Raw genomic sequence first — 15836 nt, forward strand, 5'->3', positions numbered from 1 at the left:
CGTCGCGAAGTGCCGCCGCTTAGGCGGTTCCCTCGCGGCGGGATTCCAACCCGCGTAAAAAGACACGCGGTTTTCCACCTCTTGCTCGGCGTCACTTCTGAACGCGACCTACTGGCATCTAGACCGTGCCGTGTCAGTGGGTTTTATTATGGGTTTTGACTTGCACCCTCCCCTATTTAGGGGAGGGTGATCAATACTGCAAACCTCACCCCAGCCCTCTCCTTAAAAAGAAGAAGTAGCAGGCCCTATTCAGGATAAATCCCTCTAAAACTGGTCTTCTTCCTCGGTCCGGTCATTAGCCCCTCCAGTGCCTCGACGCACTTAAGGTAGTGCGGTGTTTTCTTATGCGCGGCGACGGCGTCATTATCGACATAGGCTTCATAGATGAAAAATCGCGTGGGTTCTTGCTCATCTTGCAGCACGTCAAAACGCAGGTTGCCCGGCTCTTTAATCGCGCCTAAGTGGTTGTCTTGAAACACTTTCAAGAACTCATCGACTTTGTCGGCTTTGACATTAATTTCTACCAGTGTGACTTCCATAACTCCTCCTTGGCTCAGCCTTTTTGATCGAGAAACAGCGCGTAGGCGTGGTCGACGCTTGCGTTGTGATGCACCACGGCTTGCACGGCTTTCAGCATGGCAATCGGCGATTCGGACTGGAAGATGTTGCGCCCCATATCCACGCCAGATGCCCCCTGATCGATAGCCTGGAAGCACATCTCTAAGGCTTCGCGCTCGGGCAGTTTCTTACCACCGGCGATAACAATCGGCACCGGGCAGCCTGCGGCGACGCGCTCGAAGCCGCTGTCCACATAGTAAGTTTTGATGATGTGCGCCCCCATCTCGGCGGCGATGCGGGTGGCCAATGAGAAGTAACGCTGATCGCGCACCATATCTTTGCCCACCCCGGTCACCGCCATGGTTGGCATGCCGTAGCGGGTGCCCTGATCCACTAGCTGAATAATGTTTTTGATCGACTGATGCTCGTGCTCGCTGCCGATATAAACCTGCGCGGCCATGGCGGAAACGTTCAGGCGCAGCGCGTCTTCAATGGCTACGGCCACGGTTTCGTTCGACAGCTCGGTGAGAATCGAATTACCGCCAGACGCGCGCAGCACCACGGGTTTATTAACGGCAGCGGGCACCACGCTGCGCAGAATGCCGCGTGTACACATCAAAACGTCCGTGTGTTCGAACAGCGGCGCGATGTTGAGATCGATACGCTCAAGGCCGGTGGTCGGCCCCTGAAAATAGCCGTGGTCGAAGGCCAGCATGACGGTTCTCCCGGAGGCCGGATTGAAAATGCGCGCCAGCCGCGACTGCATCCCCCAGTCCAGCGCCCCGCTTCCTTTAAGGAAGAAAGCGCGGTTGCTTTGCGGCGTACCAATACCAAAATCCTTGCCGTCTTTGATGTCGTCTAAATCAGCCATCTCAAGTTCTCCTTACAGTGACGTTAATGTTAGAAATCGTATTTACCGATGTTGTCTTTGGTGAACACCACGCGCTCCGGCAGCAGAACAATGCCGTTGCCCTTGGCTTCATATTGGTAGCCCTGCACGCTGTTCGGCGAGACTTCTACCTGCCCGATTTTCGGCACATCCAGCTTGTCGCCGACGTTCAGCTCGCCCTTCTTCAGCAGCTGTTCGGCGACATACACCGAGATTTTGCCCTGCGCCACTACGTCCCACAGGCCGAACTGTTTCACCGTGCCGCGCTCGACGTACGGGCGCATAACGTTTGGCGTGCTGAAGCCGACGATGGCGACATTCTTGCGCCCGAGGTTTTCCGCCGCCTGCGCCGCCGCTGGCAAGGCATTGGCATCCGGGGCGATGATGGCGTCGAGGTCATTCCACGATTTCATGATGCCCTCGGCGGTTTGTAGCGACTTGGTGGCGTCGTTATAGCCATATTGTGTGGTGACAATTTCCCAGCCCGGATGCTCTTTGGCGATTTTGGCTTTCGCCTCTTTCACCCACTGGTTCTGGTCGGTCACCGTCGGGCTGGAGTAGAAGAACGCCACCTTGGCTTTTTCCTTGGTCACTTGGCTGGCGGTCATGTCCACTAACATGGAACCTAACTGCTGCGGCGTGCCTTGGTTGATGTAAATCGAGCGGCACTCGGGCTTGGTGTCCGAGTCCCATGTCAAGACTTTCACCCCGCGCTGCATGGCGCGTTTTAAGGCCGGGCAGAGTCCATCGGGGGATACCGCCGCCACCACGATGGCGCCATAGCCCTGATTGACGAAGTTATTGATCATCTGCACCTGCCCCGACACGCTCGGCTCCGTCGGGCCGTCGTAGGTCACGTCGACGCCTAGCTCCTTGCCCGCCGCCGTTGCGCCACTGCCGCCACTGGTGAAGTAGCCAACTCCGACCAGTTTCGGGATAAAGGCAATGCGATCTGCGGCCTGTGCGCTGGCACAAACCACAGCTAATGCGCTGACGGCGAACAGGTTTTTCCACGCGGTTGTTTTCATCATTCACTCCACATTATTTCGAGGTCAGAGAAGCAGAAGGCGCAGACCAGCGGCGGTAATAGCGCTGGAAAACACTGCGAAGGAGGCCACGGTTGAGGCTGGCTGAACGGCCAATCACCACCAGAATCAGCAGCGCGCCGGAGAGTGCGCTGGAAACTTGGCTGGAGATGCCGACCATTTGCAGCCCTTGTTGCAAATAACCAATCAGCAAGGTCGCCAGCGCGGTGCCTAACACCGAGCCGGAACCGCCGTAAATATTCGCCCCGCCCAGCACCACTGCGGTGATGGCAGGCATGAGCAAGGAGACGCCGAGGTCCGAGCGCGCCGAGCCGAAGTAGGAGGTCATGACTATCGCTGCAACCGCCGAGGCCAGCCCGGTCATGCCATACAGCGCAAACAGCGTGCGGCTGACGGGCAGTGCGCCATAGCGCGCCACGCGGGCGTTTTGCCCAATCAGAAACACATTGCGGCCGGTGCGGGTGCGGTGCATCAAGGCCCAGAAGAACAGCGTTGCCAGAAGGAAAATCAGCAGCGGCATCGGCAAGCCCAGCACCACTTGGTTAGCGAAATCGGTAAAAGCCGCCGGGAAGTCGCCAATGCCTTCGAAACCGGTAGCACCCGCCAGCCCGGAAAGCAGCAGCGCGCTGCCGCCAAACAGGTATAGGGTGCCAAGGGTGATCACCAGCGGATTGACCGCGGTATAAAGGATGAGCGCGGCGTTGAGCAGGCCGCAGGCCGCGCCGAGAGCCAGCGTCAGGCCAATCGCCAGCGGCAAAGGCACGCCCGCCTGACACAGCACGCCGAGCGCGATGGCGCAAAGGCCGATGGTCGAGCCGAAAGAGATATCAATGCCGCCGCTGACAATCACCATGGTCAGCGGCAGCGCGACGATGCCAATGGTGATGAAGTCGCTGGTGCTAAACAGCAGCGTGTTAATGTCCAGCATGCGCGGGTTAGCAAAGCCAAACAGTAAGATCTCCATCACCAGCAGGGCCAGCAGCGCCCCTTCCCAGCCGTAACGCTTCAGGTTGTTCATCACAGCACCCCGCTTTTATTGGCGTTCATGCGTCGGGATGTGCGCGGCTCCGACGGTTTGGTTTTGGCTCTTTCGACTACCGTCACTTTGGGTTGGAAGCGAGCGTACTTCTGGCGGCGCAGGTTTTTGTCGAGGGCCTGACGCAAACGCCCGTCAAACACCAGCACCGCCAGCAGCACCACGCCCGCGATAAAGTCGTTCCACCACGCGGGCAGGCGCAATAGCACCAGCACGCTGTCGATTTGCGTCAGGAAGTAGGCTCCCAGCACCGCACCAACGATGCTGCCAGTGCCGCCAAGCAGGCTAATCCCCCCCAGCACGCAGGCAGCGATGGCTTTCATTTCCAGCCCGCTGCCGGTTTGATTCGGCACAAAACCAATTTGCGAAGCGAAGACAATCCCGGCCAGCGCCGCCATCGCGCCATTAATGCCGAAAGCCAGAATGCGCATGCGATTCACCGGCACGCCGAGCTGGCGCGCGCCCTGTAGATTGTCCCCAACGGCGTAGAAGCTGCGGCCAAACGCCGTGCGCGACAACATCCAGAACATGGCTAACAGCAGCACTATGACCAGCAGGCCGAGAGGTGAAACGCCCAGCACCAGAGGCGCAGAGAGCGATTTCAGGTCAGCGGGTAGCCCCTCAATCCACTTACCGCCGGTCAGCAGCAACATTAATCCGCGATACAAACCCAGCGTGCCGAGGGTGGCGACAATCGCCGGAATGCGCAGCCACGCCACCAGGACGCCGTTGAACAAGCCCGCCGCAATCCCCACCGCCAGCGTCGCCAGACAGGCCAGCGGCAAGGCGACGCCGCTGTTAAGCAAGATGCCCAGCGTCACCGCGCACAGCCCGGTTATCGAGCCGACCGAGACGTCAATATTGCGGGTCAGCATCACCAGCGTGGCGCCCATCGCCAGCAGCATGAGGATCTGCGCGCTGCCGAAAATCATCCCCAGCGTCTGAAAGCTAAACGACTGGCTGTCCATCGCGCCCAGCAGGCCGAACAGCGCGACAATCGCCAACAGCGCGGTGAGCTCACGGTTATTCTGAATCAGTTTCAGCATGACGCTTCTCCATCTAAAGCCTTGGCAGGTGCGGGTTGGTGAGCATTGCCGAAGGCGATATGCATGATGCCGTTGACGTTAATGTCGCCGCCGCGCAGCTCGCCGCTCATCTCCCCCTGATGCATGACAAAAACCCGGTCCGCCAGCCCTTCTATCTCGTCTAAATCGGAAGAGATCAGCAGCACGGCCACATTCTGTTTCACCACGCTTTGCAGCAGTTGGTAGATGTCAGCGCGGGCGGAAACGTCCACGCCACGGGTTGGCTCATCAACAATCAGCAGCGCCGGGGCGGCTTCCAGGCATTTGGCGATCAGCAGCTTTTGCTGGTTGCCGCCGGAGAGCGTGCGGGCATGCTGCTCGCCGTGGGAATATTTAATGCCCAGCGCACGGTGGTAGCGTTCGAGCACGGCGGCTTCGCGTTTGGGGTTGAGCCACCAGCCGGTGCGGTTAAAGGTCAGCGAGGTGGTGTTCCATGACAGCGGCGCGTCAAGGTATAAGCCGGAGGCCTGACGGTCTTCGGGCAGGTATACCAGCCCCTGCTCCAGCCGGGCCAGAGTATTGAGCGAAGTGATATCGCGCCCCGCCAGCCGCACCTGCCCGCCCCGCGCCGCGCGCAGGCCATACAGCGTTTCAGCCAGCTCGGTGCGTCCGGCCCCGACCACGCCCGCCAGCCCGACAATTTCTCCGGCATTCACCGTTAAAGAGATATCAATAAAGCCTTCGCCAGTGAGGTTTTCCACCTGTAGCACCGGCTGGCCTGCCACAGCGTTGCGGCGCGAACCGGGGAGATCCAGCCACAGCTTCTGTTCGGCGGGGAGCGCGGTTTGTGCGGCCTGCGGGGTGATAGCCTGAATCAGCTGCTCGTTGTCGAGTTCGCTCAGGGCGCCGCTGAGCGCAATTTTGCCGTCGCGCATCACGCTCACGCGGTCGGCAATTTGGCGAATTTCCGGCAGCTTGTGGGAGATAAACACCACCCCGACGCCCTGCGCCGTGAGCTTTTTCACCTGAGTAAAGAGCCGGGCGGATTCAGCAGGCGTCAGCGAGGCGGTGGGTTCGTCGAGGATCAGCAGCCGCGCGTCGCGCATCAGCCCGCGCAGGATCTCCACCAGCTGCTGGTCGGCCACTTCCAGCGTTCCGGCCAGTGCGCCAAGAGGCAAGGTGCAGCCCAGCTGGTCAAGGCGCTGTTTCAGCTTATCGCCGCGAGCCTGATGGGCGGGCAGACGAAATAAAATGTTCTCTTTTACCGTCAGGCTCGGGAACAGCATTGGCTCCTGCGGCACCAGATAGATCCCCGCCTGGTGGGCCTTGGCGGGCGTCATGCCGGTTTGTATTTTGCCGTTCAGCCACAGCGTGCCGCTGTCTGCCACCTCGACCCCGGCGATGATTTTCATCAAAGTGGACTTCCCCGCGCCGTTGCCTCCCAGCAGCGCGTGGATCTCACCGCCGTGCAGGGTGAAGTCGATATTTTTCAGTACCGCCACGCCGGAAAAACCTTTGCTGACACCGGAAACCTGTAATAACGCGTCGAGGGAGTCTGTCTGCATGAAAGGGCCTCTGAGTGAAAACACATTCAATGAACAAATGTATTTGTCATTTAATATTGTTCAAAAGCCTAGTCTCAGGTGACGGATAAAACTTCAGCCGCGATCACAGTTTGTTCAATCCATATACTCTGCGTTATGATTCGAACAGCAATCATTCATGATTTGCCATACACATCACAGTTAACAACATTTTGCTAACGAACAATTGATCTACATTTTGATAAGTGTTCACTATGAATGACAAAGCAACGCAGTCCGACCTGACTATCCCAATGGAATACGGCATGGGCGAAGAAGAGCTGTTGGCACGTACCGCGTGGTTCTATTACCACGACGGCCTGACCCAAAATGAGATCGGTGACCGGCTGGGGCTGACGCGCCTGAAAGTCTCGCGTTTGCTGGAGAAAGGCCGTCAGTCGGGCGTTATTCGCGTGCAGATTAACTCGCGCTTTGAGGGTTGTCTGGCGCTGGAAAACACCTTGCTAAATCGCTTCGATCTGCAGCACGTCCGCGTGTTGCCGCAGCTATCTGAAGGGGTGTTGAGCAGCCGTCTAGGCGTGGGTGCCGCGCACATGTTGATGACGCTGCTTAAGCCCGATCAGCTGCTGGCGGTGGGGTTTGGCGAAACCGCGATGAGCACTTTGCAGCACCTGAGCGGCTTTATCAGCTCACAGCAAATCCGCATGGTGACGCTGTCCGGCGGCGTCGGCCCTTATATGACCGGCATCGGCCAGCTCGACGCGGCCTGCGGCGTAAGCATTATCCCCGCGCCGTTGCGGGCATCCTCGGCCAGCGTGGCGGCGATTTTCCGCCAGGAGCGCAATGTGCATGACGTAATGCTGGCGGCCTGCGCGGCGGACATCGCCATCGTCGGCATCGGCTCGCTGAACCAGAAGCACGACGCCACTATTCTGCGCTCGGGCTATATCAGCGAAGGGGAACAGCTGATTTTTGGCCGCAAGGGGGCGGTCGGCGACATTCTCGGCTACTTCATGCAGCGCAACGGCGAGCTGGCGGAGAACATGGCGATTCACGACGAGCTGATTGCCGTTTCGCCGGATGAGTTAGCCAATATCCCCACCGTGCTGGGCGTTGCTGGCGGGGTAGAAAAAGCCGAGGCGATTGTCGCGGCGCTAAAAGGCAAACGAATTAACGCACTGGTTACCGAAGAGAGCACGGCGCAGGCGATGCTGGCGCTGCTCGACTAACGCGCAGGATGTGTTCTGCGCGGCGGTAACGGGTATGGACAAAAACCGTTATGAGAGAGCGACTATGAGCACATCATCTGCGACAAAACACGATGCTTATTTGATGGCACTGGATGCCGGTACGGGCAGCATTCGCGCGGTTATTTTCAATCTCGAAGGTGAGCAGATAGCCGCGGGACAGGCCGAGTGGATCCACCTCGCGGTGCCGGACGTACCCGGCTCAATGGAGTTCGACCTGAGTAAAAACTGGCAGTTGGCCTGCCAGTGCATCCGTCAGGCGCTGCATGAGGCACAGATCCCCGCCTCGAGCATTCGCGCCGTCGCCGCCTGCTCAATGCGCGAAGGCATCGTTCTCTATAATAAAGCCGGTGAGCCAATTTGGGCCTGCGCCAACGTTGACGCTCGCGCCAGCCGTGAAGTCTCCGAGCTTAAAGAGATCCATGATGATGAATTCGAGCGCGAAGTCTATGAGTGCTCCGGCCAGACGCTGGCGCTAAGCGCCATGCCGCGCCTGCTATGGCTGGCTCACCATCGCCCGGACATTTACCGTCAGGCGGCCACCGTGACCATGATCAGCGACTGGCTGGCCTATATGCTGAGCGGCGAGCTGGCGGTTGACCCGTCCAACGCGGGCACAACAGGCATGTTAGACCTCGCCACGCGCAACTGGCGCCCTGAATTGCTCGACATGGCCGGGCTGCGTGCCGATATGCTTTCTCCCGTTGCGGAAACCGGCACCCGACTTGGCTCAGTCACCGCCAAGGCGGCAGAAGCCAGCGGCCTGCAGGCCGGTACGCCGGTGGGCATGGGCGGCGGCGATGTGCAACTCGGCACGCTGGGGCTGGGCGTGGTGCGCGCCGGGCAGACGGCGGTGCTGGGCGGCACCTTCTGGCAGCAAGTGGTTAATCTGCCAAAACCCGTCACCGACCCGGAAATGAACATTCGCATCAACCCGCACGTGATCCCCGGCATGGCGCAAGCCGAGTCAATCAGCTTCTTCACCGGCCTGACGATGCGCTGGTTCCGCGACGCATTTTGCTCCGAAGAGAAGCTGCTCTCCCAGCGTTTGGGAGTCGACACTTATTCATTATTAGAAGACATGGCTGCCCGCGTGCCGGTCGGCTCATGGGGCGTGACACCGATTTTCTCCGACGCGATGCATTTTAAAACCTGGTATCACGCCGCCCCCTCTTTCATCAACTTGTCGATTGACCCCGAACGCTGCAATAAGCAAACGCTATTCCGCGCGCTGGAAGAGAATGCCGCCATCGTCTCCGCCTGCAATCTGGACCTGATTGCCGAGTTTTCCGGCGTTCGCGCTAAATCATTAGTGTTCGCCGGTGGCGGCTCGAAGGGCAAGTTGTGGTGCCAGATCCTCAGCGATGTCACCGGCATTCCGGTAAAAGTGCCGGTCGTGAAGGAAGCCACCGCCCTGGGCTGCGCCATTGCCGCCGGCGTCGCGGCGGGCGTCTACTCCACCCTCGCGGAAACCGGGGAATCGCTGGTGCGTTGGGAAAGGGAGTATCAGCCCGACGCGGCAAATCATGAGATTTATTTATTGCAGAAGAGCAACTGGCAGGCCGTTTACGCCGACCAGTTGGGCCTAGTAGATAGGCAGTTGACCACGTCGATGTGGAAAGCACCCGGGTTGTGAGGGGATGGTAGGCCAGTTGGTCGGTGTGGGTCGACGCCCACAATCTTGACCTTAAACCGCAAAACCGGACTCTTACCCAACGGCCAGTAAAGGCTCTGCCACACGGCTGCTCTCCCCTGCCATCAGCTCCTGCAAAATCTTATAAACCGCCTGCGCCGGAGGTGACAAAGGTTGGGTGGTGGAAACTTTTAGCTGGTGCGACTGGCGGGCTGATGCGCCGCTGACGACGGAGAAGGCTTTGGCTGGGCGGGATTCGGCGATCACTGCCATGTCCATGCGACCTTCGGTGACAAGTTCGGTGAGGGTCGAGTTAAAGTTTTCGTTGATATACAACAGAATGCGCGGGTGCTGCTCGCGAACGGCCTGTAACAACTGGGCGGCCATGTTGGGTGCCGCGCTGCCGAGGGCCAAACCGACGGACACTTGCCCGCTGAGTGCCTGACCGGCACAGTTCACGGCGCTATGCGCCTGCTCGCACTGACGTAAAATCGTCTGGGCGTGCATGTAAAGAATATTTCCGGCCTCGGTTGGGGTTACACCACGCTTAGTGCGAATTAATAATTGCTGATGCAACTCCCCTTCCAGCGTCGCCAGTTGCTGGCTCAACGCAGGTTGGGCGATATGCAAAACCTCTGCCGCCTGAGTCAGGCTGCCGATATCGACGATTTTCACGAAGTACTTTAAGCGTCTGAGGTTCATCACTGTTCTCCACGTTGCCAGAAAAGGTTCCCCTGAGGGGGTGCCAAACATAGTAGCTACATCAAGAGAGCAATAACTGGGCCAAAAACTTAATCATTACAAAAATATATATAACTCATTGTAATTAATATTTAATTTCTCAATCATCGCATAAGTAATTACTTCCCACACGCGCACCATTCACATCCTATTGCACCAACATAATGCAATCTTATGACGCGTTAACCTACATGGCCTTTAGGTAGAGAGGCGAAGAAGTCGGCGTAGGAAGGCTCGCGGGTTTGCTGGAGGATTTCGGCCAATTCGGCAAGGGGGAGATCAGACCAATCAACACGCAGATCAACGCTGGGATATTCGCGATCGTGCCAAATTTTTAGCGCCGCTGACTTCAGCCCGCGCTTGTCTCCACCGGCCTGCGCACCTGCGAACATGGCGCTGAGAAGGCGATCAGCAAAGGGTAAATCGCCGTTTTGGTCATAACTTTCCAGCATGTCGGACAGCGTGCTGGCGCCGGTGAGCAAGTTACCGCCGACCACGCACGAATCCCCCGCCAAACTGCCGGCCCACGGGCCGCACTCTCCGCCGCTCCAATGCGCCATCTTGCCCTGATTATCAATAATCAGCACCTGACGCACCTGCCGGTTGAAGTCTTCGGCCAGCAAGTTTTTTAAGGTCAAAGCGGCGTCTGCGCCTTGTCGGAGCAATGCCAGTCCGCGCTCACCGTACAGTGGATTGGTCATGGCTTGGGTAGCAATAGCGCCAACTTGCGAGCGCCCGTGGGTCACCAGCGCGCCCACCGCCGGGCCCGCCGTAGCGCTGGCAACGCCCAGTGCTCCCGTTTGTTCATCCCGCGCTACGATTGAAAAGGTCAAAACCGCCCCCTGTTTTTGTCGTGTTATGACAGCCTCGTTAAATTTATGAGTATAAATTATTGCATTTAATTCTATTTATACGCATAAATAAAATAAGCACAAATAATAAACAGACTCTTTTGAAAGGAGTCACACGACACACAACTCGCCACGAGGTCGGTATGCTGCACACTCTGCGAAGAAGGTTTCTCCCGCTCTGTCTCTGCTTCGGCGCGCTATCGTGGTGCGCTCCCACCATGGCGAAAACGCCAGCCGATGCCTTGTTGATCGGCCAAGTTGCCGAGCCGCAATCCCTCGACCCGCAAATCGCCACCGCGGCAAACGATTCACGTATTTTGGTCAATATCTACGACGGACTGGTACGCAATGGCGAAGGCAAGCTGGATATCGAGCCGGCCCTCGCCACAGGTTGGGAAATCAGCCCGGACGGTCTGACCTATCGCTTTCATCTGCGGGAAAACGTGACGTTTCAGGATGGCACGCCGTTCAACGCCGAAGCGGCAAAATTCACCTTTGACCGTATGCTGGATGACAAAAACCCGTGGCATAACACCGGCCCCTTCCCGCTTTCCTTCTTCTTTTCATCGATAAAAAGCATTGAGACGCCGGACGCCAATACGCTGGTGTTCACCCTAAAAGAGCCTTTCGCCCCTTTCCTCTCTAATCTGGCGACGCCGACCGGCCTGATTGTCTCGCCAACCGCCGTGAAGAAATATGGCAAGGAGTTTGGCCGCCACCCGGTGGGCACTGGCGCATTTCGCTTTGCTGAGTGGCAGGCCAATCAGCGGGTGGTGGTCAATGCCAATGAGCATTATTGGGACGGCAAACCTGCGGTACAGAACGTCGTATTCAGGCCGATAACCGACGGTAATACACGGGTGGCCGAGATGCTGTCTGGCGGCATCGATGCCATGGTGGAAGTGCCGCCAGACACGGTAAAGCTGTTTGAGAAAAAGCACGATCGCTTCCGTATGTATCAGACCACCGGCCCGCACGTCTGGTACGTGATGCTCAATACGCAGGTGCCACCCTTCAATGATGTACGCGTGCGGCAGGCGGTGAATTACGCGGTGAACAAACAGTCTCTGGCAGACAATATTTTGCAAGGTTCCGCCGAGGTGGCTGATGGTCCTATCCCCCGTGCTTTTGGCTGGGCGGCTAACAAAGAGGTTTCACCCTACCCTTATGACCCAGCCAAAGCGCGTGAGTTGCTCAAAGCCGCAGGAGCCGAAGGGGCGACGCTGACCTTCTACGTGACAGAGGGTGGCTCCGGCATGCTCGACCCTATCCCGATGGCGACCGCTATTCAGGCCGATCTGAAAGCCGTCGGCCTGAATGTAGCGATTCAAACCTATGAGTGGAATACCTATCTGTCGAAGGTCAACGCCGGGCTGAATAACCAAACCCATATGGCGGAAATGGCGTGGATGACCAATGACCCGGACACTCTGCCATTCCTCACGCTGCGCACCGACGCGTGGCCGAAAGCGGGAGGATTTAACTCCGGGTATTACAGTAACCCGCAGGTTGACGCGCTGCTGCAAAAGGCGCGGCTGACCACGGACACCGCCACACGCGGTGCACTCTATCGTCAGGTACAGCAGAAGGTTCATGACGACGCGCCGTGGATTTTCGTCGCTAACTGGAAACAAAACGCCGTGACGTCAACGCGCATTCAGCACTTTGCGCTGCAACCGAATTTCAATCTGTTGCTCAATCGGGTAACCAAACAGTAAACGGGGAGAACCACGATGATGGGTTACGTACTGAAAAGGCTGCTGGCGACCATTCCGGTGTTTATCGGGCTGTCGCTGATTGTCTTTCTGATTATGGCGATGATCCCCGGCAACCCGGCGCAGGCGCTGCTGGGCGCGTGGGCGACGCCAGAAAACGTCGCGCGCATTAATCAGGAGTTGGGGCTGAATAAGCCGCTCTATCAGCAGTATTTCATCTGGGCCGGGAATATCTTGCACGGCGACTTTGGGCGCTCTTACGTGCTTAACAGGCCTGTGATTGATGAAGTGCTGGAGCGATTTGGTGCCACGCTGCTGCTGGGCGGTTGCGCGTTACTGATAAGCGCAGTTCTGGGCTTGCTGGCAGGGATTTTCTCCGCAGTGCGTCAGTTCGGCTGGGGGGATCGCCTGATAACCCTGCTAGTGCTGCTGGGCATTTCAATGCCCTCTTTCTGGATTGGCCTGCTGATGATCATGCTGTTTGCCGTGCAGCTCCAATGGTTTCCCGCCTCTGGCATGTACGCCATTTGGGGTGGTGGTGGCGCGCTGGACTTGCTGCATCACCTTACCCTGCCCGCCATTACGCTGGCGATTGTCGCTACCGGCGTGATTGCCCGCCTGACGCGCACCGCCATGCTGGAAGTGCTGCGACAAGACTTCATTCGAACCGCCCGTGCCAAAGGTCTTTCCGAGCGAAAAGTGATCTATAAGCACGCGTTTCGTATGGCGCTGGTGTCGGTTATTCCGGTGATCGGCATTCAGGCAGGCTTTGTGCTGGGTGGCGCAGTGTATATCGAGACCGTTTTTCAGTGGCCGGGGCTGGGGGCGATGATGGTGAAAGCCGTGGCGACTCGCGATTTGCTTCTGGTTCAGGGCGGCGTGCTCATTGCAGCAGCGGCCTACGTGCTGATCAATCTCTGTGCTGACATTCTTCAGGCGCTTCTCGACCCGAGGTTAAAATCATGAACTCGACGACAACGACCACCGCGCCGCGCCATCGCCAATCACTCTGGGCACTGTTGCTGGCCAACAGACTGGCCACGCTGGGCCTAATCCTGTTAGTGCTGGCTGTTGCGGCAGCGCTAGCGGCTCCGCTGTTGCCTCTGCCAGATCCTGACGCGACCGACTTACTCAATCGCCTACTGCCGCCCTTCTCACAAGGACACTGGCTCGGCACTGACCCCTTGGGCCGTGACGTGCTTTCACGCCTGTTGTGGGGCACGCGCGTGTCGTTGGCTGTGGGCATTTGCGCCACGCTTTTGGCAGCATTTTTTGGCACGCTGATTGGGCTGATCGCCGGTTATGCCGGGGGAAAAACCGACAGCTTGCTGATGCGGCTGATAGACATGCTGATGGCCTTTCCCTACATATTGCTGGCGTTGGTGATTGTCGCGGTGCTCGGCCCCGGCCTGCTGAATGCGCTTTACGCTATCGCGGTGGTCAACATTCCCTTCTTTGCCCGTAATATTCGTGGCTTAACCGTCGGCCTGCGCCAGCGCGACTTTATTCAGGCGGCGCGACTGTCGGGTAAAAATCACCTGCAAATCTTGCTGACTGAAGTGCTGCCAAACGTCATGCCGGTGGTAGTGGTAACCATGTCGACTACCGTCGGCTGGATGATTTTGGAAACTGCCGGACTGTCGTTCCTCGGCCTCGGGACGCAACCCCCCAATGCCGATTTAGGCTCAATGCTTGGACAGGGCCGCGCACAGATGTTCAGCGCGCCGCACGTCTCGGTGGTGCCTGGCTTAATGATTTTCCTGCTGGTGATGAGCTTTAATCTGCTCGGCGATGGCGTGCGTGACCTGCTAGATCCGCGACTCAAGTCCGGCGTGCTGCAGCGCGCTCAGGCAGTGACTTGCGTAAAACGCCCTCAGGTACCGGCGGCGCGGCACAGTGATAAAGCCCTGCTGGAAGTGGTCGATTTGCAGGTGAATTTCCGCTCCGGCGCCCATGTTTCGGCGGCAGTGAAAGGCATTAGTTTCTACGTTGCGCAGGGTGAATGTTTAGGGCTGATAGGCGAAAGTGGCTCGGGGAAAAGCGTCACCGCGCTGTCCATCATGGGGCTGGTGTCCTCCCCGCCCGGCGAGATAACCGGCGGCGCGATTTACGTGAGTGGCGAAGAGATGCTGTCTCTTCCCCAAAGCCAGTTGCAGCAGAGGCGTGGCGCGCGGGTGGCTTATATCTTTCAGGATCCGCTGACCACCTTGCACCCGCAGTTCACTATCGGCGCTCAGATCATTGAAGCTATTCAGGCCCATCAGCCGCTAGCAGCTTCAGCCGCCAAACAGCGGGCGCTGGAGCTGTTGGCAAGCGTCGGCATTGATCAAGCAGCATCTCGCTTTGACGCCTTCCCGCATCAGCTTTCAGGCGGCCAGCGCCAGCGAGTGGGGATTGCCATGGCGCTGGCCAATGACCCCGAGGTCATTATCGCTGACGAACCCACCACCGCGCTGGATGTCACGGTGCAGGCCCGCATTCTCGAACTGCTGCAAAAGCTGCGTCATGAACGCGGTCTAACTCTGCTATTTATCACTCACGATTTTGGCGTTATTGCGCAGATTTGCGACCGCGTAGCGGTGATGCGCCACGGTGAAATCGTTGAAACTGGCGAGACACAGTCTGTGCTTCGCCAACCTCAACACGACTATACCCGACGCCTAATTGCCAGCGTGCCAAAGCTCGGTCAGGGACGTGCTTTCCTTAAACAAGTCGGCGAGCTTTATCGCCAAGAAGCTTCACTGAAGGAGGCTCCATGAACAAGGTGATTGAAACCACCGGGCTGGTGAAAACCTTCGGCAGCGTGTCCGGCTGGTTTTCCGGCCACAAACATCAGGTAGAGGCGCTCAAGGGGGTCTCCCTGCACCTAGACGCAGGGGAAACGCTGGCGATTGTTGGCGAGAGCGGCTCAGGCAAAAGTACTTTGGCACGAATGTTGGTGGGCCTTGAACGCCCGACGTCCGGCAGCATCAAGCTAATGGGTGAAGAGATGTCGGCACACGCCAAGCGCGGCGACAAAGCCTTCGGCCAAATGATTCAGTATGTGTTTCAGGACCCGGTGGCTTCACTCAATCCGCGCAAAACCATCGCCGATACGCTGGACGTGCCTCTGCGATATTTGTGCAACTACCCCGCCGCGCGCCGTCGTTCGCGGATGCTGGAACTGATGGATGCCGTGCAGATGCCCGCCGACGCGCTGGCTGGGTATCCCCATGAGTTTTCCGGCGGGCAGGCACAGCGGCTGGCGATTGCTCGCGCACTGGCAGCGGAAGCGCGTATCTTGGTGCTCGACGAGCCGGTCAGCGCGCTCGACGTATCGGTGCAGGCGCAGGTGTTGTTGCTATTAGACCAATTAAAACGGGAGTTTGGGCTTTCCTATCTGTTTATTAGCCATGATTTGGCAGTGGTGGAGTCGATTGCCGATCGGGTGGCCGTGCTGTATCACGGAGATTTGGTAGAATGTGGGCCAAGCGATAGGCTGTTCAACGCACCACAGCATGATTATACGCAGCGGCTACTCGCCAGCGCACCACGGGTTTGAAGGGATGAAG

At 58.1% G+C, this 15836-nt stretch carries 13 protein-coding genes and 1 pseudogene; 6 read left to right on the forward strand and 8 right to left on the reverse strand.

Features of this window, described 5'->3' with window-relative positions:
- Positions 1-245: 245 nt before the first annotated feature.
- Genes lsrG through lsrA form a run of 6 tightly spaced genes read right to left on the reverse strand, consistent with a single transcriptional unit; the run spans position 246 to position 6119 of the window.
- Complete coding sequence (lsrG, locus tag ACT3RT_RS06760; protein WP_496202714.1) at positions 246-539, reverse strand: (4S)-4-hydroxy-5-phosphonooxypentane-2,3-dione isomerase; 294 nt, start codon at positions 537-539, stop codon at positions 246-248.
- A gap of 14 nt (positions 540-553) precedes the next feature.
- A complete protein-coding gene (gene lsrF / locus ACT3RT_RS06765; protein WP_353501632.1) occupies positions 554-1429 on the reverse strand; it encodes a 3-hydroxy-5-phosphonooxypentane-2,4-dione thiolase in 876 nt (291 codons plus the stop codon).
- Between the two features lie 29 nt (positions 1430-1458).
- On the reverse strand, positions 1459-2475 hold the full coding sequence (gene lsrB / locus ACT3RT_RS06770; protein ID WP_353503937.1) for an autoinducer 2 ABC transporter substrate-binding protein LsrB: 1017 nt from the start codon (positions 2473-2475) through the stop codon (positions 1459-1461).
- A 13-nt stretch (positions 2476-2488) separates the two neighbouring features.
- Positions 2489-3511 carry an autoinducer 2 ABC transporter permease LsrD gene (lsrD, locus tag ACT3RT_RS06775; RefSeq protein ID WP_496202715.1) on the reverse strand — a complete coding sequence of 341 codons (1023 nt, stop codon included), beginning with the start codon at positions 3509-3511 and terminating at the stop codon, positions 2489-2491.
- Positions 3511-4575 carry an autoinducer 2 ABC transporter permease LsrC gene (lsrC, locus tag ACT3RT_RS06780; protein ID WP_353501630.1) on the reverse strand — a complete coding sequence of 355 codons (1065 nt, stop codon included), beginning with the start codon at positions 4573-4575 and terminating at the stop codon, positions 3511-3513. Before lsrC ends, lsrD begins: the two co-directional genes overlap by 1 nt.
- On the reverse strand, positions 4569-6119 hold the full coding sequence (gene lsrA, locus ACT3RT_RS06785; RefSeq protein ID WP_496202716.1) for an autoinducer 2 ABC transporter ATP-binding protein LsrA: 1551 nt from the start codon (positions 6117-6119) through the stop codon (positions 4569-4571). Before lsrA ends, lsrC begins: the two co-directional genes overlap by 7 nt.
- 233 nt (positions 6120-6352) lie before the next feature.
- On the opposite strand from lsrA, the gene lsrR reads away from it, so the two are divergent.
- Both lsrR and lsrK read left to right on the forward strand, forming a co-directional pair.
- The gene (gene lsrR, locus ACT3RT_RS06790; protein ID WP_353501628.1) at positions 6353-7327 is read left to right on the forward strand and encodes a transcriptional regulator LsrR; all 975 of its coding nucleotides are present in this window, start codon (positions 6353-6355) and stop codon (positions 7325-7327) included.
- A gap of 64 nt (positions 7328-7391) precedes the next feature.
- Positions 7392-8981: an autoinducer-2 kinase gene (gene lsrK, locus ACT3RT_RS06795; protein ID WP_496202717.1), complete on the forward strand. Its 1590-nt coding sequence runs from the start codon at positions 7392-7394 to the stop codon at positions 8979-8981.
- 246 nt (positions 8982-9227) lie between these two features.
- Here the strand turns inward: lsrK and ACT3RT_RS06800 are convergent.
- Positions 9228-9680: pseudogene (locus tag ACT3RT_RS06800) on the reverse strand (LysR family transcriptional regulator); the annotation flags it as partial.
- Positions 9681-9901: 221 nt separating this feature from the next.
- Positions 9902-10552: a DUF1028 domain-containing protein gene (locus ACT3RT_RS06805; RefSeq protein ID WP_496202718.1), complete on the reverse strand. Its 651-nt coding sequence runs from the start codon at positions 10550-10552 to the stop codon at positions 9902-9904.
- 161 nt (positions 10553-10713) lie between these two features.
- Between ACT3RT_RS06805 and ACT3RT_RS06810 the strand changes: the two genes are divergently transcribed.
- From ACT3RT_RS06810 to ACT3RT_RS06825, 4 genes are read left to right on the forward strand one after another with little or no spacing between them, the layout of a single operon-like run.
- A complete protein-coding gene (locus ACT3RT_RS06810) occupies positions 10714-12288 on the forward strand; it encodes an ABC transporter substrate-binding protein (protein ID WP_353501625.1) in 1575 nt (524 codons plus the stop codon).
- Positions 12289-12303: 15 nt separating this feature from the next.
- A complete protein-coding gene (locus ACT3RT_RS06815; protein WP_485903261.1) occupies positions 12304-13251 on the forward strand; it encodes an ABC transporter permease in 948 nt (315 codons plus the stop codon).
- A complete protein-coding gene (locus tag ACT3RT_RS06820; RefSeq protein ID WP_485903262.1) occupies positions 13248-15044 on the forward strand; it encodes a dipeptide/oligopeptide/nickel ABC transporter permease/ATP-binding protein in 1797 nt (598 codons plus the stop codon). The genes ACT3RT_RS06815 and ACT3RT_RS06820 overlap by 4 nt, the downstream gene beginning before the upstream one ends.
- On the forward strand, positions 15041-15826 hold the full coding sequence (locus ACT3RT_RS06825; protein ID WP_496202719.1) for an ATP-binding cassette domain-containing protein: 786 nt from the start codon (positions 15041-15043) through the stop codon (positions 15824-15826). Before ACT3RT_RS06820 ends, ACT3RT_RS06825 begins: the two co-directional genes overlap by 4 nt.
- Positions 15827-15836 lie beyond the last annotated feature (10 nt).

The sequence above is a fragment of the Ewingella sp. AOP9-I1-14 genome, from assembly GCF_052375995.1.
Lineage (GTDB): Bacteria > Pseudomonadota > Gammaproteobacteria > Enterobacterales > Enterobacteriaceae > Ewingella > Ewingella allii.

Excerpts from the sequence above, each read along its gene's own strand:
- lsrK (WP_496202717.1), top strand. The coding sequence starts at position 7,392 with ATGAGCACATCATCTGCGACAAAACACGATGCTTATTTGATGGCACTG.
- lsrB (WP_353503937.1), bottom strand. The coding sequence starts at position 2,475 with ATGAAAACAACCGCGTGGAAAAACCTGTTCGCCGTCAGCGCATTAGCT.
- ACT3RT_RS06815 (WP_485903261.1), top strand. The coding sequence starts at position 12,304 with ATGATGGGTTACGTACTGAAAAGGCTGCTGGCGACCATTCCGGTGTTT.
- lsrR (WP_353501628.1), top strand. The coding sequence starts at position 6,353 with ATGAATGACAAAGCAACGCAGTCCGACCTGACTATCCCAATGGAATAC.
- ACT3RT_RS06810 (WP_353501625.1), top strand. The coding sequence starts at position 10,714 with ATGCTGCACACTCTGCGAAGAAGGTTTCTCCCGCTCTGTCTCTGCTTC.
- lsrD (WP_496202715.1), bottom strand. The coding sequence starts at position 3,511 with ATGAACAACCTGAAGCGTTACGGCTGGGAAGGGGCGCTGCTGGCCCTG.
- lsrA (WP_496202716.1), bottom strand. The coding sequence starts at position 6,119 with ATGCAGACAGACTCCCTCGACGCGTTATTACAGGTTTCCGGTGTCAGC.
- ACT3RT_RS06820 (WP_485903262.1), top strand. The coding sequence starts at position 13,248 with ATGAACTCGACGACAACGACCACCGCGCCGCGCCATCGCCAATCACTC.
- ACT3RT_RS06825 (WP_496202719.1), top strand. The coding sequence starts at position 15,041 with ATGAACAAGGTGATTGAAACCACCGGGCTGGTGAAAACCTTCGGCAGC.
- lsrC (WP_353501630.1), bottom strand. The coding sequence starts at position 4,575 with ATGCTGAAACTGATTCAGAATAACCGTGAGCTCACCGCGCTGTTGGCG.
- lsrG (WP_496202714.1), bottom strand. The coding sequence starts at position 539 with ATGGAAGTCACACTGGTAGAAATTAATGTCAAAGCCGACAAAGTCGAT.
- lsrF (WP_353501632.1), bottom strand. The coding sequence starts at position 1,429 with ATGGCTGATTTAGACGACATCAAAGACGGCAAGGATTTTGGTATTGGT.